Origin of the sequence: Pseudomonas vlassakiae (genome assembly GCF_014269035.2) — a bacterium.
GTDB classification, from domain to species: domain Bacteria; phylum Pseudomonadota; class Gammaproteobacteria; order Pseudomonadales; family Pseudomonadaceae; genus Aquipseudomonas; species Aquipseudomonas vlassakiae.
This window is the reverse complement of record NZ_JABWRP020000021.1, coordinates 1-15,864: the sequence shown is the minus strand read 5'-3', so window position 1 is coordinate 15,864 and position 15,864 is coordinate 1. Positions and strand designations below refer to the sequence as shown.

Here is a 15,864-nt window from a genome sequence, read left to right as displayed (position 1 = left end):
CCCTTTTTCGGACTCCCATGATTCGGCCCCACAACAGGGAACACCTATGTCGGCGGTACGCATCGGCCCATACACACTACGCAACAACCTGATCCTCGCACCCATGGCCGGGGTCACGGACCAGCCTTTCCGGACACTTTGCAAGCGCCTGGGCGCCGGCATGGTGGTGTCGGAGATGGTCAGCAGCGACATGAGCCTGTGGAACAGCCGCAAGTCCAGCCTGCGCCGCATCCATGAGGGTGATCCCGAGCCACGCTCGGTTCAGATCGCCGGTGGCGATGCGCAGATGATGGCCGCGGCGGCCCGGGCCAATGTCGAAGCAGGTGCGCAGATCATCGACATCAACATGGGCTGTCCGGCAAAAAAAGTCTGCAACAAAGCTGCAGGCTCTGCTTTATTGAGAGATGAAGACCTGGTCGCCGAAATCCTCCACGCCGTGGTCGGCGCGGTGGACGTACCCGTGACCCTGAAAATCCGCACCGGGTGGGACCGGGCGAACAAGAACGGCCTGAACGTGGCGAAGATCGCCGAACAGGCTGGCATCCAGGCGCTGGCGGTGCATGGCCGCACACGCGCTGACCTGTACACCGGCGAAGCCGAATACGACACCATCGCTGCCATCAAGCAGGCGGTATCGATCCCGGTTTTTGCCAATGGCGATATCACCTCGCCAGAAAAGGCCCGGGCGGTGCTGGATGCCACCGGGGTCGACGGCCTGCTGATTGGCCGGGCTGCCCAGGGGCGGCCATGGATCTTTCGCGAGATCGAACATTTTTTGGGGACTGGCCAGCATTTGCCGGCCCCGCAGTTGGACGAAGTGGAACGCATCCTGCTAGAGCACCTGGCCGCGCTGCATGCCTTCTATGGCGATGTGATGGGCGTACGTATCGCCCGCAAGCACGTGGGCTGGTACCTGGCAACACGACCCGGCGGCAAGGAGTTTCGCGCCCGGTTCAACGCTTTGGAAGACACACAAGCGCAGTGCGCCAACGTTCGCGAGTTTTTCAGTGAACGTCGACAGAGCCTTGAGACAGAGGACGGACAAGGGGTGGCCGCATGACGATGATGACCGAGACATTAGTGAGTGGAACAACGCCCGTGAGCGACAACGCCAACCTCAAACAGCACCTCAACACGCCGAGCGAAGAGGGCCAGACCCTTCGCGACAGCGTCGAGAAGGCGCTGCACAACTACTTCGCACACCTGGAAGGCGCGACCGTCACCGACGTGTACAACCTGGTGCTCTCCGAAGTCGAGGCGCCCCTGCTCGAAAGCGTGATGAACTACGTGAAGGGCAACCAGACCAAGGCCAGCGAGATGCTCGGCCTCAACCGTGGCACCCTGCGCAAGAAGCTCAAGCAGTACGACTTGTTGTAAGCCAGAATCCCAATCAGAAAAGGCGGCCTCTGCGAAGAGACGCCTTTTTTGCTGACTCCACCGCGTTATTGGAACCCGAAATGACCGACCAGACTACCCGCCTGCCAGTCCGCCGCGCCCTGATCAGCGTCTCCGACAAGACCGGTATCCTCGAATTCGCCCGTGAGCTGCAACAGCTCGGTGTCGAGATCCTGTCCACCGGCGGCACCTACAAGCTGCTCAAGGACAACGGCGTGAACGCGGTGGAAGTGGCCGACTACACTGGCTTCGCCGAGATGATGGATGGCCGGGTCAAGACCCTGCACCCGAAGATCCACGGTGGCATCCTTGGCCGTCGCGGCATCGACGACGCCATCATGAACGAGCACGGCATCAAGCCGATCGACCTGGTTGCAGTCAACCTGTACCCGTTCGAAGCCACCATTTCCAAGCCAGGCTGTGACTTGCCGACCGCCATCGAGAACATCGACATCGGCGGCCCGACCATGGTCCGTTCGGCTGCCAAGAACCACAAGGATGTCGCCATCGTGGTCAACGCCAGCGACTACGCCGGCGTGCTGGAAGGCCTGAAGGCCGGCGGCCTGACCTACGCCCAGCGCTTCGACCTGATGCTCAAGGCGTTCGAGCACACTGCTGCCTACGACGGCATGATTGCCAACTACATGGGCACCATCGACCAGGCCAAAGACACCCTGAGCACTGAAGCACGCAGCGAGTTCCCGCGCACCTTCAACAGCCAGTTCGTCAAGGCCCAGGAAATGCGCTACGGCGAGAACCCGCACCAGAGCGCGGCGTTCTACGTTGAAGCGAAGAAAGGCGAAGCCAGCATTTCCACCGCCGTGCAGCTGCAAGGCAAGGAACTGTCGTTCAACAACGTGGCCGACACCGACGCCGCGCTGGAGTGCGTGAAGAGCTTCGTCAAGCCAGCCTGCGTCATCGTCAAGCACGCCAACCCGTGCGGCGTGGCCGTTGTGCCTGAAGACGAAGGCGGCATCCGCAAGGCCTACGACCTGGCCTACGCCACCGATACCGAGTCGGCATTCGGCGGCATCATCGCCTTCAACCGCGAGCTGGACGGCGAAACCGCCCAGGCCATCGTCGACCGCCAGTTCGTCGAAGTGATCATCGCGCCGAAAATCTCCCAGGCTGCCCGCGACGTGGTGGCGGCCAAGCAGAACGTGCGTCTGCTGGAGTGCGGCGAGTGGCCAGCCGAGCGCGCTGCCGGTTGGGACTTCAAGCGCGTCAACGGTGGCCTGCTGGTGCAAAGCCGCGATATCGGCATGATCACCGCCGATGACCTGAAGATCGTCACCAAGCGTGCCCCTACCGAACAGGAAATCCACGACCTGGTGTTCGCCTGGAAAGTGGCCAAGTTCGTCAAGTCCAACGCTATCGTCTACGCCAAGCAGCGCCAGACCATCGGTGTCGGCGCCGGCCAGATGAGCCGCGTCAACTCCGCCCGCATCGCCGCCATCAAGGCCGAGCATGCTGGCCTGCAGGTGCAGGGTGCGGTCATGGCGTCGGACGCGTTCTTCCCGTTCCGTGACGGCATCGACAACGCGGCTAAAGTGGGTATCAGCGCCGTGATCCAGCCAGGTGGTTCGATGCGTGATGCCGAAGTCATCGCCGCTGCCGACGAAGCCGGCATCGCGATGGTCTTCACCGGCATGCGCCACTTCCGCCACTGATATACGGCAATCGGCCGCACTGAAGCAGGCATCTGCTGCGTTGGGGCCGTTTCCGCTGATGCTCGTTGCCAGCAGGCAACTGCGCTCATCGGAACCGGCCCCGCCTTGCATCCACCTGCTTCATTGCGACCTCGTACAGCGAGAGGCACGGTCTCTCGTTCGACAGATTTCGAGGTTTTGACATGAAAGTTTTGATCATCGGCAGCGGCGGCCGTGAGCACGCCCTGGCCTGGAAAGTCGCCCAGGACCCACGCGTCGAAAAAGTCTTCGTTGCCCCGGGCAATGCCGGTACGGCCATCGAGCCGAAATGCGAGAACGTCGCCATCGACGTATGCGCCCTGGAACAACTGGCCGACTTCGCCGAGAAGAACGTCGACCTGACCATCGTCGGCCCGGAAGCGCCGCTGGTGATCGGCGTGGTCGATCTGTTCCGCAGCCGCGGCCTGGACTGCTTCGGTCCCACCAAGGGCGCGGCCCAGCTGGAAGGCTCCAAAGCCTTCACCAAGGACTTCCTGGCACGCCACAAGATCCCGACCGCCGACTACCAGAACTTCACCGAGATCGAGCCAGCCCTGGCCTACCTGCAGGAAAAGGGTGCCCCGATCGTGATCAAGGCCGACGGCCTGGCCGCGGGCAAGGGCGTGATCGTCGCCATGACCCTGGCAGAAGCCGAAGCCGCCGTGCGTGACATGCTGGCCGGCAACGCCTTCGGCGAGGCCGGTTCGCGCGTGGTCATCGAAGAGTTCCTCGACGGCGAGGAAGCCAGCTTCATCGTCATGGTCGACGGCCACAACGTGCTGCCCATGGCCACCAGCCAGGACCACAAGCGCGTCGGCGATCAGGATACCGGCCCGAATACCGGCGGCATGGGCGCCTACTCCCCTGCCCCGGTGGTTACCCCGGACGTGCACCAGCGCGTGATGGACCAGGTGATCTGGCCGACCGTGCGTGGCATGGCCGAAGAAGGTAACGTCTACACCGGCTTCCTGTATGCCGGCCTGATGATCGACAAGGCGGGCAACCCCAAGGTCATCGAGTTCAACTGCCGCTTCGGCGATCCTGAGACCCAGCCAGTCATGCTGCGCCTGGAGTCGAGCCTGGTGCTGCTGGTCGAAGCCGCCTTCGCCAAGGCGCTGGACAAGGTCGAAGCACAGTGGGACCCGCGCCCGAGCCTCGGCGTGGTGCTGGCTGCCGGCGGTTACCCGGGTGACTACGCCAAGGGCGACGTGATCAACGGCCTGGAGGCTGCAGCCAAGATCGAAGGCAAGGTGTTCCATGCCGGTACTTCGCTGAAGGACGGTCAGGTTGTGACCAACGGCGGCCGTGTGCTCTGCGCTACCGCCATGGGTGCCAGCGTCGCCGATGCCCAGCAGCAGGCCTACCGCCTGGCCAAGGAAGTCAGCTGGAACGGCAGCTTCTACCGCACCGACATCGGCTACCGGGCCATCGCCCGCGAGCGCGGTGAACACCAGCAGTAAGGGCTACCGGAGTGCCGCAGCGCCTTGTGCATGCGGCATCCGGCTCGTCGACAGGGCCCCATGGGGGCCTTGCCTTCGGCTTGGCGCGCCGCGCATAGTTAGTATCTGGCACATCGGCTAGGAAGGGATCTCGTAGTGCGTCGGCTTCGGATTGCCACAGCTCTGATCGTCAGCTTGCTGACCCTGCTCTGCCTGTTGCCGGCTTCGGCCGAACAGGGCGGAGGCTGGTCCGTTCTGCTCGATGAACAGGCCAACCTGCAATTGAGCGACGTGCGTTCCGATCGCTATCGCAGCCAGTTCAGCCCTACCACCCTTGGCGAACTCGATGCCGCACCGGCTGAACAAGCCCTGTGGTTGCACTATCGCCTGGAACCGGGTGACCAGGAGCAACTGCTGCGCATCTTCGCTCCCGACTTGTCGCGCCTCGATCTGTACGCCCTCGATGGCGACAGGCTGCTGCGCCAACTGCACCATGGCCGCCAGGCCGGTAACGGCAGCCCGACCCTGCGCGGCAGCGACCATGTATTGCCCTTGCCCAACAGCCAGCACGCGCTGGACATCTACCTGCGCCTGGTCTCGGAGCACCAGCTGCGCCCGGCGATAAGCCTGGAGCCCGCGGCGGTAGCCGCCTCCGACCATGGCCAACCCCTGCTGTTCGGCATGCTGTTCGGCGGCCTGGTGATGCTCATCCTGCATAACCTGATCCGCTTCATCTACACCCGCTCCAGCACCACCCTGTATCTGGCCCTGTACCACGGGCTGATGCTGCTCAGCGGCCTGATCCTGCTCAACCTCAGCGGCCCGTGGTGGCACCTGTGGCACAGCGCGCAAACCCCGGCGGCCTACCTGACACTGGTTCTGGCCGGGCTGTCGGGGCTGTATTTCACCCAGCATTTCTTCTCTCCCTGCAACTCACCGCGGCTGAACCGCCTGCTGCAGGGCGAAATGCTGGTCGCAGCGGTCAGCGGGCTGGTCCTGCTGTTCGTCGATACCCTGCCGCTCAACCTGATGACCTATGCCCTGCTGGCCGTCGGCAGCATGACCATGCTGATAGCCAGCAGCTACCACTGGTACAAGGGCTATGCGCCGGCACGGCTGTTCAGCGTCGCCATGCTGGTGTTCAACCTTGGCGGCCTGGTGCTGCTGCCCGCCCTGCTGGGCCTGACCCGCACCTCGACGCCGTGGCTGCTGTGCATCCTCCTGGGCATGACCGTGGTCAGTGGCCTGCTGCTCAACCTGGCCGTCAGCGAGCGCCTGCGGCGCATCAGCGAAGAACGTTTCCGCGCCAGCCGTGCGCTGGCGGCCAGCGATGCCGAGATCAACGCCAAGGCCGAATTCCTGGCCAAGATCAGCCACGAAATCCGTACCCCCATGAACGGTGTACTGGGCATGACCGAACTGCTGCTCGGCACACCGCTGTCGGTCAAGCAGCGCGACTATGTACAGACCATTCACAGCGCCGGCAACGAGCTGCTGACGCTGATCAATGAGATTCTCGACATTTCCAAGCTCGAATCGCGGCAGATCGAGCTGGATGACGTGCAGTTCGACCTCAACGCCCTGATCGAAGACTGCCTGAACATTTTCCGCGCCAAGGCCGAGCAGCAGAACATCGAGCTGATCAGTTTCACCCAGCCGCAGGTGCCGCAGGTCATCAGCGGCGACCCGACACGCCTGCGCCAGGCCTTGTCGAGCCTGCTGGAAAATGCCCTGAAGAATACCTCCCAGGGCGAAATCCTGCTGGTGGTGGCGCTGGATCAACGGGGTGAAATCCCGCGCCTGCGCATTGCCGTGCAGGACAGTGGCGAGCCGCTGCCCGCGGCCGAGCGCGAGGCCTTGCTGCAGGCCGAGCTGCACAGCCACCACTTCCTATCCAGCAACAAGCTCGGCGGCCACCTCGGGCTGGTCATCGCCAAGCAACTGATCGGCCTGATGCAAGGCGAGTTCGGCATCAAGAGCAGCACCAGCATGGGCAATACCCTGTGGCTGACCTTGCCGCTCGACCCGTCACGCCTGGAGCAGCCCCCGGCTGACCTGGACGGCCCGTTACGCGACGCCCGGGTCCTGGTGGTCGACGACAACGACACCTGCCGCAAGGTCCTGGTGCAGCAGTGCAGCGCCTGGGGCATGAATGTCAGTGCGGTGCCATCGGGCAAGGAGGCGCTGGCCCTGCTGCGGACCAAGGCGCACCTGCGCGACTATTTCGATGCGGTGTTGCTGGACCAGAACATGCCGGGCATGACTGGCATGCAGCTGGCGGCCAAGATCAAGGAAGACCCGAGCCTGAACCACGACATCCTGGTGGTCATGCTCACCGGTATCAGCAACGCGCCCAGCAAGGTCATCGCACGTAATGCCGGGATCAAGCGCATCCTTGCCAAACCGGTTGCCGGCTATACGCTCAAGACCACCCTGGCCGAAGAACTGGCCCAGCGTGGCCGCGATCAGGCCGTGCCGGCGGCGATGCCCGGCGCGCAGGGCGCGCTTGAGTTGCCGAGCGACTTCCGTGTGCTGGTGGCCGAAGACAACAGTATCTCGACCAAGGTCATCCGCGGCATGCTCGGCAAGCTCAACCTCGAGCCCGATACCGCCAGCAACGGCGAAGAGGCCTTGCAGGCGATGAAGGCGCAGCGTTACGACCTGGTGTTGATGGACTGCGAAATGCCGGTGCTGGACGGTTTCTCCGCGACCCAGCAGTTGCGTGCCTGGGAAACCACCAACCAGCGCCAGCGCACCCCGGTGGTGGCGCTGACCGCGCATATACTGGCTGAGCACAAGGAGCGCGCACGGCTGGCCGGCATGGACGGCCACATGGCCAAGCCGGTGGAGCTGTCACAGTTGCGCGAGTTGATCCAGTACTGGGCCAATCAGCGCGAAGCCAAGGCTGATCCGGCGCACAGCTCATAACCAGACGGGTCGCTCCTGCACGCCACCCTTATCGCCAAGGATCATCCCATGCTGCATGACTTGTTCAGTGTCTACCTGAAGATGCTGGTGCTCTATAGCCCGTTCTTCGTGCTGTCGTGCTTCATCAGCCTGACCCGTGGTCACTCCAGCAAAGAGCGCAAGCAGCTGGCCTGGAAGGTCGCCTTTGCCGCGCTGGTGGCCAGCGTGCTGCTGTACCTGTTCGGCAGGGTGATCTTCGGTATTTTCGGTATCACCGCCGACGCCTTCCGCATCGGTGCGGGCAGCGTACTGTTCATCTCGGCGTTGGGCATGGCCCAGGGCAAACCGGCGGTGCAGGCCGACAACGTGCAGCAGGACGTGACCATCGTGCCACTCACCATCCCGCTCACCGTGGGCCCCGGCACCATCGGGGCCCTGCTGGTGATGGGTGTGGGCCAACCGCACTGGGACGACAAGCTGCTGGCCATTGTCAGCATCGCTCTGGCCAGCTTCACCGTCGGCCTGGTGTTGTACCTCTCGCACAGCATCGAAAAACTGCTCGGTGACCAGGGCCTGCAGATCGTCAGCCGCCTGATGGGGCTGTTCGTCTGCGCCCTGGCGGCGCAGATCATCTTTACCGGGATCAAGGGCTACCTGGTCGGTTAGCCCTCAGGTTCAGGGCGCGGCGGGATACCAACGCGGGGTGTAGACCCATTGCCCGCCACTGGCACGGTCGAAGGTGCAGGTCGTGGAGGAACCGACCAGCACCATGGTACGCATGTCGACCATCTCCGGCGTCAGCTCGGCCAGGCTCACCACCTTCAGCGTCTGCCCTGGCCGGCCGATATCGCGCCCCAACACCACCGGCGTCTGCCCATCCCGGTGCCGGCGCACGATCTCCAGTGCCGTGCCAAGCTGATGCGGCCTGGACCTGGAAATCGGGTTGTAGAAGGCCAGCACCAGATCCGCCTGGGCCGCCAGATCCAGGCGCTTTTCGATGATCGACCAGGGTTTGAGGTTGTCAGACAGCGACATCACGCAGAAGTCATGCCCCAACGGCGCGCCGGCTTGCGCGGCGGTTGCCAGCGACGCCGATACCCCTGGCAGGATCTCGAGCTCGACACGGTGCCAGGCAGGGTCGCAGGACTCATGCAGCGCTTCGAGCACCGCTGCGGCCATGGCGAACACACCCGGGTCGCCCGACGATACCACCACCACCGAGCGCCCCTGGGCCGCCAGTTCGAAGGCATGCCGGGCACGCTGCATCTCTTCCCGGTTGTCGGTGCAGTGCTGCACCTGATCATCGCGGAACGGACCCGCCATGCGCACGTAGGTCTCGTAGCCGAGGATGTCCTCGGCACGTGCAAGCTCGGCTTTCACTGCCGGCACCATCAGCTCGGCCGCACCTGGGCCCAGGCCGATCACGGCCAGGCGACCACGCCTGCGCCCCAACCGTGCCGTGTCGACCGGCAATGGCGCCGCAGCGATGACCAGGCCCGACTGCTCGATCAGGCGCGCCTCGGGCAAAGCCTCGGCGGCCATGCTGGCCAAGGTATCGTTCATGGCCGCGAAGCGCAGTACGACGCCCAGTGCTGCGGCAGCCTCGTGCAACAACGGCTCGGCCATCGCCTGCTCGGCGACCAGCAGACACGCCAGCGAGGGCTCGGCAATGCCGGCCTCACGCAAGGCGCCACGCACCTGATCGGCCAGGCCGGGCCCGCCTGCGGCGAGCGCCACCACCACCGAGCGAGGGTGGATCAGCAGCTCGTCACGGCTGGCCACGCGCGCGTCACAGCCGACATGGATGGTGCGCCGGGCGGTGTCGCTGGCCGGCAGTTGCGCCTGCGCAAGCCAGGGGGCATCACCCTCGACACGCACGCTTTCGCCGGCCAGCAGGTCGGAGACAAAGCGCTTGCCCTGTTCGAGGTCCGCCAGGGCATAGCCCTCGGGCGGGTTGAGCAGGCAGGTGCCGAAGCGCAGTTCACCACTGGTGGTGATCGCCGCCGCCACGCCCAGAGCCTCGCCGAGTTCGCGAGCCATGACGTTGACCCCGCTCAGGCCACCCAACAACGGCACCACCGCGCTACCGTCCTCGGCCACGGCCAGCACTGGCGGCTCTGCACCTTTCTCATCGAGCAGGCTGGCCAGGCTGCGGATGACGATGCCGGCAGCACACAGCGCGATGATCGGGGTGGCCTGCTGGTAGAGCATGCGCAGGGTCTCGCCAAAGCCGTCGTAGTACTGATCGGCGCCCTCGACCCGACCGCGCAGGCCGTAGACGGTCGCCTGTGGATAACGCTGCTGGATGCGCTGCGCCGTGACCAGGCTACCCGCGCCAAGGATGACGATGGCCGCTGCCTGTTGCCTGTTCAGCCCTGCCATTTTTCCCCCGGTACGATGATCAGCGAGAAGTACGGCGAGGACTGCGGGTCCACTTCATCCAGCGGCACGATCTTCTGGTTGGCCATGGTCGCCCGCTCGACGTACAGCGCGCGCCCGTCCAGGCCGAGTTCGCCGAGTACCTGGCGCACCTTCGGGAAGTTGCGGCCCAGCTTCATGATCACCGCCGCATCGGCGTCTGCCAGGCGTCGCGTGAGCTCTTCGGCGGGCAGCACGCCCGACAGTACCGACAGGCTCTGGTTGCGGTACACCAGCGGCGCGCCCAGCACCGAGGCGCCACCGAGCATCGAGCAGACGCCCGGGACCACTTCGGCCTCATGCTGTTGGGCAAGCCGGTCGTGCAGGTACATGTAGGAGCCGTAGAAGAACGGGTCACCTTCACAGATCACCGCCACGTCACGGCCGGCATCCAGGTGCTCGGCCACCTGCACGGCCGCTTCATCGTAGAAATCGCTGATCACCTGTTCGTAGGACAGCGGCGCCGGCAGTGCCTCGGTCGTGACCGGGTACACCAGCGGCAGCAGGGTCTGCTCGGCTTGCAGGTGGGCCTCGATGATGCCGAAGGCGTTGCCGCGCTTGCCCTTGGCCACGAAGTACGCCACCACCGGCGCCTCGCGCAGCAGGCGCAGGGCCTTGACGGTGATCAGTTCAGGGTCGCCGGGGCCAACGCCCAGGCCCAGCAGTCTTCCGCGCGGCGCCATCACTCCACCTCCGTGGCCAGGGCGTTGACTGCGGCAGCGGCCATTGCGCTGCCGCCCAGGCGGCCTTGCATGACCACGAATGGCACGCCGCGGCTGTCGGCGGCGAGCATCGCCTTGGACTCGGCGGCACCGACGAAGCCGACCGGGAAGCCGAGGATCAGCGCGGGTTTGGGCGCCCCGGCATCGATCATCTCCAGCAGGTAGAACAGCGCAGTCGGGGCATTGCCGATCACCACCACGCTACCCTCCAGGTGCGGCCGCCACAGCTCCAGGGCCACGGCGGAGCGGGTGTTGCCGACCTCCTTGGCCAGGCCTGGCACGCTGGGGTCGCGCAAGGTGCAGATCACCGGGTTGTTGGCGGGCAGGCGTGCGCGGGTGATGCCTTCGGCGACCATGTGCGCGTCGCAGAGGATCGGCGCACCATTGGCCAGGGCTTCACGGCCTGCGCGGCCGGCACCTTCGGAGAACTGCAGGCCATCGATGGCCTCGACCATGCCGCAGGCATGGATCACGCGCACGGCGAGTTTTTCCAGGTCTGCGGGAATCCGCTCGAGCCGGGCTTCCTCGCGGATGATCCGGAAGGAATTGCGATAGATCTCCTGACCATCGCGGATGTAGTCAATCATCAAGGTGCTCCGTCGGCAGGGCGAGCATGGCGCCTGCTTCATTCAAGGTAAGGTCGGTGGCGCGCAGGGCACCCAGGCCCGGCAGGTGCGCGTCACGCAGATACAGGTCATAGCGGCCCGGTGAACGGGCCAGCAGCGTAGCCGGGGCAACATGGGCCACGGCGCAGGAACGAGGGCAGCCGGACAGATGCACGCTGCCGGGCGCGCCACTGCCCAACAGCGCCGCCAGCTCGACCGCATCCGCCTTGGTCTCGGCCTGAGCCTTGGCGCAGCCACTGCTGCCCGTGCAGGCAACCACCCGCACCAAGGGTTCATCGACCTGGCAGAGCAAGCCCAGCGCCGATAGCTCGGTACGGGCCTGTTCGAGACCGGCAGCGCTGATGTTGGTCAGCATCAGGCTTTGCCAGGGGCTCAGGCGCAGGCTGCCATCTCCCCATTGCCGGGCTGCTCGGGCAGCCCCCCGCAACATGGCAGGCGACAGGCGGCCCAGCGGCGGCGCGACGCCCAACGCCATGCCCTCCAGCTGGGTCACAGCACCCAGCCAAGGCTGTGCGCATGCGTGGCGTTGCCATCTGAGCACCGCCGGATCGCGGCGGACGTGCAAGCCAATGCCGTCGATGAAGGCCTCGACCGGGCAGCTCTGCAGCAGGTGGCGCATGCGCGACTGCTCCGGGCTGGCCAGCTCGAGAAAGCGATCGAGCACCGCCCGCACCAACGCCAGCCCCTGCTCCAGCGGCACCGCGCCCAGTACCTGGCCATCGGCCGGGCAGCTGGCCAGGCCGAACGCCAGCCACTCGCGCTGCTCCAGGCGCAGTGCCGAAAGCCACAGGTCGTGCGGGTGTTCGAGCATCGCCACGCCTTCACCACCGTCCAGCTGCACGGCGAACTTGGCCGACAGCTGATGGAAGCGCGGCGTGCCTTGCAACAGCTCAAGGATCTGCCCGGCCAGGGGGCGGACATCCAGCAGCATCGACGGGTCATGGCCGGCCAGTGGGCTGAGCATCAGGTTGCGCACGTCATCGCTGGCGGCGTCACGCGGACCGAGGCCGGCGGCCAGCAGGCTTTCGACCAGCCCGGCATGATCGCTGCCGATGCCGCGGATCTGCAGGTTGCCGCGGTTGGTGGCCTCGATCACGCCAGCAGCGAAACGCTCGGCTGCCGCTGCCACCGCGTCTGCCTGGTCGGCCAGCAGCAGCCCGCCGGGCAGCTTGATCCGGCAAATGCCACCGTCACGGGCGCTGACGATGCGCCACAACCCCGGGCAGGCCGAGGGACGGGGAGAGGCTACGGGCGTGTTGGCTGGCGTCAAAGGGGCGTCCGGCAATCGCTGAAAGTGCGCTTGAGTGTAGAAGGCGCGGTATTATGCCTGCTTTGTCCGGCGGCATGAAAAGCCGGTGGTCGAGCATTGACTGCGATCGAGCAGAAACTCAGGACCGCATCGCCCTCTTCGCAGGTAAACCCGCTCCCACAGGATCCCCAATCCCTGTAGGAGCGGGTTCACCCGCGATGGGGCGCGAAGCGGCCCCAACAATGGCGGAACGAAACACATGACCCCCTGGCTGACAGTAGTAGGCATCGGCGAAGACGGCTTCAGCGGCCTGGGCAAACAGGCCCGGCGCGCCCTGCTGGGTGCCTCGCGGATCATCGGCAGCCCGCGCCAGCTGGCCCTGCTGCCGCGCTGCATCGGCGCCGAGCGGCAAGACTGGCCGAGCCCGTTTTCGCTCGCCCCGGTACTGGCCCTGCGCGGCGAACCGGTCTGCGTACTGGCCAGCGGCGACCCGATGTTCTTTGGCGTCGGCGCCAGCCTGGCGCGGCAGGTGCCGGCTGCGGAAATGCAGGTGCTGTCGATGCCCTCTTGCTGTGCCCTGGCTGCTGCCCGCCTGGGCTGGCCGCTGCAGGACGTGCAGGTGGTGTCCGTGGTCGCACGCCCGTTGGCAACGCTCAATGCCCAGCTATCCAGCGGCCAGCGCCTGCTGGTGCTGAGCAATGACGGCGACAGCCCTGCGGCCATCGCCGCACTGTTGCGCGAACGCGGTTTCGGGCCCAGCCGCCTGCACGTGCTGGAACACCTTGGTGGCGCGGCCGAGCGTCATCTCTGCGGCACCGCCGATGACTGGCCCCACAGCGAAATCGCTGCCCTCAACCTGGTCGCCATCGAGTGCCTGATCAGCCCGAATGCCCTGCCGCTGTCACGTGTGCCCGGGCTGCCAGACAGCGCCTTCCGCCATGACGGCCAGCTGACCAAGCGCGATGTGCGTGCGATCACCCTGGCACGCCTGGCGCCGCAGCCCGGTGAGTTGCTGTGGGATGTCGGTGCCGGCTGTGGCTCGATCGGCATCGAATGGATGCGTGCTCACCCGGCCTGTCGCACCCTCGCCATCGAAGCCGACGAAAGTCGCCAGGGCTTCATCGAACACAACCGCGATGTCCTCGGCGTGCCAGGCCTTCAGCTGGTTCGCGGCAAGGCACCCGACGCGCTGGCCGAACTGGAACGCCCGGACGCGGTTTTCATTGGTGGCGGCGTGACCCGCGAAGGCGTGTTGCCGCTGTGCTGGGAACGCTTGCGCCCCGGTGGACGGCTGGTGGCCAATGCAGTGACCCTGCAAAGCGAGCTGGCCCTGGCGCACTTCCGTGAACAGCACGGTGGCGAACTGACCCGGATCCATGTCGCCCAGGCTCAGCCGCTGGGTGCCTTCGACACCTGGCGCCAGGCGCTGCCGATCACTGTGCTCGACGTGGTGAAGCCCCTCGATGCGTGAAGAGACCCTCGAGCAGCCCGCGCCCCTGCGCAGTGGCCTGACCACCGGCAGCTGCGCCACCGCCACCAGCCTGGCCGCCGCCAAGCTGCTGCTGACCGGCCAGTGCGACGACGCCGTGAGCATCACCCTGCCCAAAGGTAAGGTGGTGCAGATGCGCCTGGAATTCTGCCGCCTGGTCGGCGAGCGTGCCGAGGCGGGCACACTCAAGGATGCCGGCGACGACCCGGACGTCACCCACGGCGCCCTGCTCTTCAGCCAGATCCGCTTGCAGGCGCAACCCGGCATACGCTTCGTCGCAGGCCAGGGCGTTGGTACCGTCACCCGCCCCGGCCTGGTACTGGCAGTCGGTGAACCGGCGATCAATCCAGTACCACGGCGGATGATCAGCGAGCACTTGCAGCAGCTGGCCGACGATTGCGGCTACCCGGGCGGCTTCGAGGTCACGGTCAATGTGCAAGGCGGGGAAGCGCTGGCGCTGAAGACCATGAACCCGCGCCTGGGCATCCTCGGTGGGCTGTCGATCCTCGGCACCAGCGGCATCGTCCGGCCCTTTTCCTGCTCGGCTTATATCGCCTCGATCCACCAGGGTATCGACGTGGCCCACACCAATGGCTACACCCATATCGCCGCCTGCACCGGCAACGCCAGTGAAGACACCATGCGCCGTGTCTACAACCTGCCCGAAATCGCCCTGATCGAGATGGGCGACTTCGTCGGCGCCGTACTCAAGCACGTACGCAAGGTGCCGGTGCCACGCCTGACCCTGTGCGGTGGTTTCGGCAAGATCAGCAAGCTGGCTGCAGGCCACATGGACCTGCACAGCCGCCACTCGAGCATCGACCTGCCGCAGCTGGCAGGCTGGGCCGCAGACATCGGTGCCGATGCGCAGCTGCAGGCGACCATCATCACCGCCAACACCAGCCAGCAGGCGCTGGCGCTGGCACATGCCGCCGGTATCGCCCTGGGCGATGCGGTGTGCGCCCATGCCCTGGCTTTCGCCCGCAGCGTGGTGCCGGCTCAGGTGCACGTCGAAGTGTTTGCCATCGACCGCCAGGGCGGCATCGTTGGCAGGGCAGGCGTGCAATGAACCGCCGAATGCTGCTGCTCGGTGGCGTCACCGAAGCGTTGGCCATCGCCCGTCAGCTCGGCCCCGAGCACGTCTACAGCCTGGCCGGCATCGGCCGCGTACCGCAGGACCTCGCGTGCCAGGTACGGGTCGGTGGCTATGGCGGCGCTGATGGCCTGGCCGCTTACCTGCGTGAAGCCGGCATCACCCTGCTGATCGACGCCACTCACCCCTATGCGGCGCAGATCAGCCGCAACGCTGCCAGCGCCGCACGGGCGGCCGGTATTCCCTGCTGGGCCTTGCGCCGCCCGGCGTGGCAGGCACAGCCGGGGGACGACTGGCGCGAGGTGGAAGACTGGGCAGGGCTGATCGAAGCGCTCAAGCCGTTCAAACGCCCCCTGTTCACGTTGGGCCGCGAGCCGCTGCAACATCTTGCGGAGATTCCGCCGGAGCAGTTCTGGACCTTGCGGGCCCTGGAATCATACGTTGGCAATTCACGTTGCGAGATCATCGGGGCACGCGGGCCATTTCGCATAGACGATGAACGTAGGCTTTTTGCAGAGCGGGGTATCGATGTGCTGGTCAGCAAGAACAGTGGCAGCGTGGCAACCGAACCGAAACTGGAGGTGGCGCGGGAGCTTGGGGTTCCGGTACTGGTTTTGAAGCGCCCGGTATTGCCTGACGTAGATCGTGAGTTTGAGACTAGAGAAGCATTGATTGCGATGCTTGAGTCGCTTGACGATGTTGGCTCAGACTTCATGAACACTCGTGATCAACCTGGGCAGCAGGAGCGGGGGGATCTGTAGTTGCTTCTCGGACAGATTGCGTTGTTTGCCGGGTGTACGCCTTGAGTCCTTTGTAGAATTTTCGATCGAGCGCCGCG

Annotated in this window: 13 protein-coding genes; 9 read left to right on the top strand and 4 right to left on the bottom strand. The window is 65.5% G+C overall.

Annotation, left to right across the window (positions count from 1 at the left end):
• Positions 1–46 precede the first annotated feature (46 nt).
• The 6 genes from dusB to HU738_RS22125 all read left to right on the top strand — a co-directional run bounded on the left by dusB (position 47) and on the right by HU738_RS22125 (position 8,095).
• The gene (gene dusB / locus HU738_RS22150) at positions 47–1,060 is read left to right on the top strand and encodes a tRNA dihydrouridine synthase DusB (protein ID WP_186604157.1); all 1,014 of its coding nucleotides are present in this window, start codon (positions 47–49) and stop codon (positions 1,058–1,060) included.
• The gene (fis, locus tag HU738_RS22145) at positions 1,057–1,377 is read left to right on the top strand and encodes a DNA-binding transcriptional regulator Fis (RefSeq protein ID WP_008093076.1); all 321 of its coding nucleotides are present in this window, start codon (positions 1,057–1,059) and stop codon (positions 1,375–1,377) included. Before dusB ends, fis begins: the two co-directional genes overlap by 4 nt.
• Positions 1,378–1,457: 80 nt before the next feature.
• On the top strand, positions 1,458–3,065 hold the full coding sequence (gene purH, locus HU738_RS22140; RefSeq protein WP_054886839.1) for a bifunctional phosphoribosylaminoimidazolecarboxamide formyltransferase/IMP cyclohydrolase: 1,608 nt from the start codon (positions 1,458–1,460) through the stop codon (positions 3,063–3,065).
• Positions 3,066–3,247: 182 nt separating this feature from the next.
• Positions 3,248–4,543, top strand: a complete 1,296-nt coding sequence (gene purD / locus HU738_RS22135; RefSeq protein WP_054886838.1) for a phosphoribosylamine--glycine ligase — start codon at positions 3,248–3,250, stop codon at positions 4,541–4,543.
• 135 nt (positions 4,544–4,678) lie between these two features.
• Positions 4,679–7,450: a hybrid sensor histidine kinase/response regulator gene (locus tag HU738_RS22130; protein WP_186604159.1), complete on the top strand. Its 2,772-nt coding sequence runs from the start codon at positions 4,679–4,681 to the stop codon at positions 7,448–7,450.
• Between the two features lie 51 nt (positions 7,451–7,501).
• Positions 7,502–8,095 carry a MarC family protein gene (locus HU738_RS22125; protein ID WP_186604177.1) on the top strand — a complete coding sequence of 198 codons (594 nt, stop codon included), beginning with the start codon at positions 7,502–7,504 and terminating at the stop codon, positions 8,093–8,095.
• Positions 8,096–8,104: 9 nt separating this feature from the next.
• On the opposite strand, the gene cobJ is transcribed toward HU738_RS22125, so the two are convergent.
• The 4 genes from cobJ to cobG are packed head-to-tail and all read right to left on the bottom strand — an operon-like array spanning position 8,105 to position 12,480.
• Positions 8,105–9,811, bottom strand: a complete 1,707-nt coding sequence (cobJ, locus tag HU738_RS22120) for a precorrin-3B C(17)-methyltransferase (RefSeq protein WP_186604161.1) — start codon at positions 9,809–9,811, stop codon at positions 8,105–8,107.
• Complete coding sequence (locus HU738_RS22115; RefSeq protein ID WP_186604163.1) at positions 9,799–10,530, bottom strand: precorrin-2 C(20)-methyltransferase; 732 nt, start codon at positions 10,528–10,530, stop codon at positions 9,799–9,801. Before HU738_RS22115 ends, cobJ begins: the two co-directional genes overlap by 13 nt.
• Entirely contained in the window at positions 10,530–11,156 is a 627-nt protein-coding gene (locus HU738_RS22110) for a precorrin-8X methylmutase (RefSeq protein ID WP_186604165.1), read from the bottom strand. The genes HU738_RS22115 and HU738_RS22110 overlap by 1 nt, the downstream gene beginning before the upstream one ends.
• Positions 11,149–12,480: a precorrin-3B synthase gene (gene cobG, locus HU738_RS22105; protein ID WP_186604167.1), complete on the bottom strand. Its 1,332-nt coding sequence runs from the start codon at positions 12,478–12,480 to the stop codon at positions 11,149–11,151. The genes HU738_RS22110 and cobG overlap by 8 nt, the downstream gene beginning before the upstream one ends.
• Before the next feature lie 223 nt (positions 12,481–12,703).
• Between cobG and cbiE the strand changes: the two genes are divergently transcribed.
• The 3 genes from cbiE to HU738_RS22090 are packed head-to-tail and all read left to right on the top strand — an operon-like array spanning position 12,704 to position 15,787.
• A complete protein-coding gene (gene cbiE, locus HU738_RS22100) occupies positions 12,704–13,915 on the top strand; it encodes a precorrin-6y C5,15-methyltransferase (decarboxylating) subunit CbiE (RefSeq protein ID WP_186604169.1) in 1,212 nt (403 codons plus the stop codon).
• Positions 13,908–15,002 (top strand): cobalt-precorrin-5B (C(1))-methyltransferase, encoded by a 1,095-nt coding sequence (locus tag HU738_RS22095; RefSeq protein ID WP_186604171.1) that lies wholly within the window; start codon positions 13,908–13,910, stop codon positions 15,000–15,002. The genes cbiE and HU738_RS22095 overlap by 8 nt, the downstream gene beginning before the upstream one ends.
• Entirely contained in the window at positions 14,999–15,787 is a 789-nt protein-coding gene (locus HU738_RS22090) for a cobalt-precorrin-6A reductase (RefSeq protein ID WP_186604173.1), read from the top strand. The genes HU738_RS22095 and HU738_RS22090 overlap by 4 nt, the downstream gene beginning before the upstream one ends.
• Positions 15,788–15,864: the final 77 nt, after the last annotated feature.

Bases quoted from the DNA above. Each gene is read 5' to 3' on its own strand.
- dusB (WP_186604157.1), top strand. From the start codon at position 47: ATGTCGGCGGTACGCATCGGCCCATACACACTACGCAACAACCTGATC.
- fis (WP_008093076.1), top strand. From the start codon at position 1,057: ATGACGATGATGACCGAGACATTAGTGAGTGGAACAACGCCCGTGAGC.
- purH (WP_054886839.1), top strand. From the start codon at position 1,458: ATGACCGACCAGACTACCCGCCTGCCAGTCCGCCGCGCCCTGATCAGC.
- purD (WP_054886838.1), top strand. From the start codon at position 3,248: ATGAAAGTTTTGATCATCGGCAGCGGCGGCCGTGAGCACGCCCTGGCC.
- cobJ (WP_186604161.1), bottom strand. From the start codon at position 9,811: ATGGCAGGGCTGAACAGGCAACAGGCAGCGGCCATCGTCATCCTTGGC.
- HU738_RS22115 (WP_186604163.1), bottom strand. From the start codon at position 10,530: ATGGCGCCGCGCGGAAGACTGCTGGGCCTGGGCGTTGGCCCCGGCGAC.
- HU738_RS22110 (WP_186604165.1), bottom strand. From the start codon at position 11,156: ATGATTGACTACATCCGCGATGGTCAGGAGATCTATCGCAATTCCTTC.
- cbiE (WP_186604169.1), top strand. From the start codon at position 12,704: ATGACCCCCTGGCTGACAGTAGTAGGCATCGGCGAAGACGGCTTCAGC.
- HU738_RS22095 (WP_186604171.1), top strand. From the start codon at position 13,908: ATGCGTGAAGAGACCCTCGAGCAGCCCGCGCCCCTGCGCAGTGGCCTG.
- HU738_RS22090 (WP_186604173.1), top strand. From the start codon at position 14,999: ATGAACCGCCGAATGCTGCTGCTCGGTGGCGTCACCGAAGCGTTGGCC.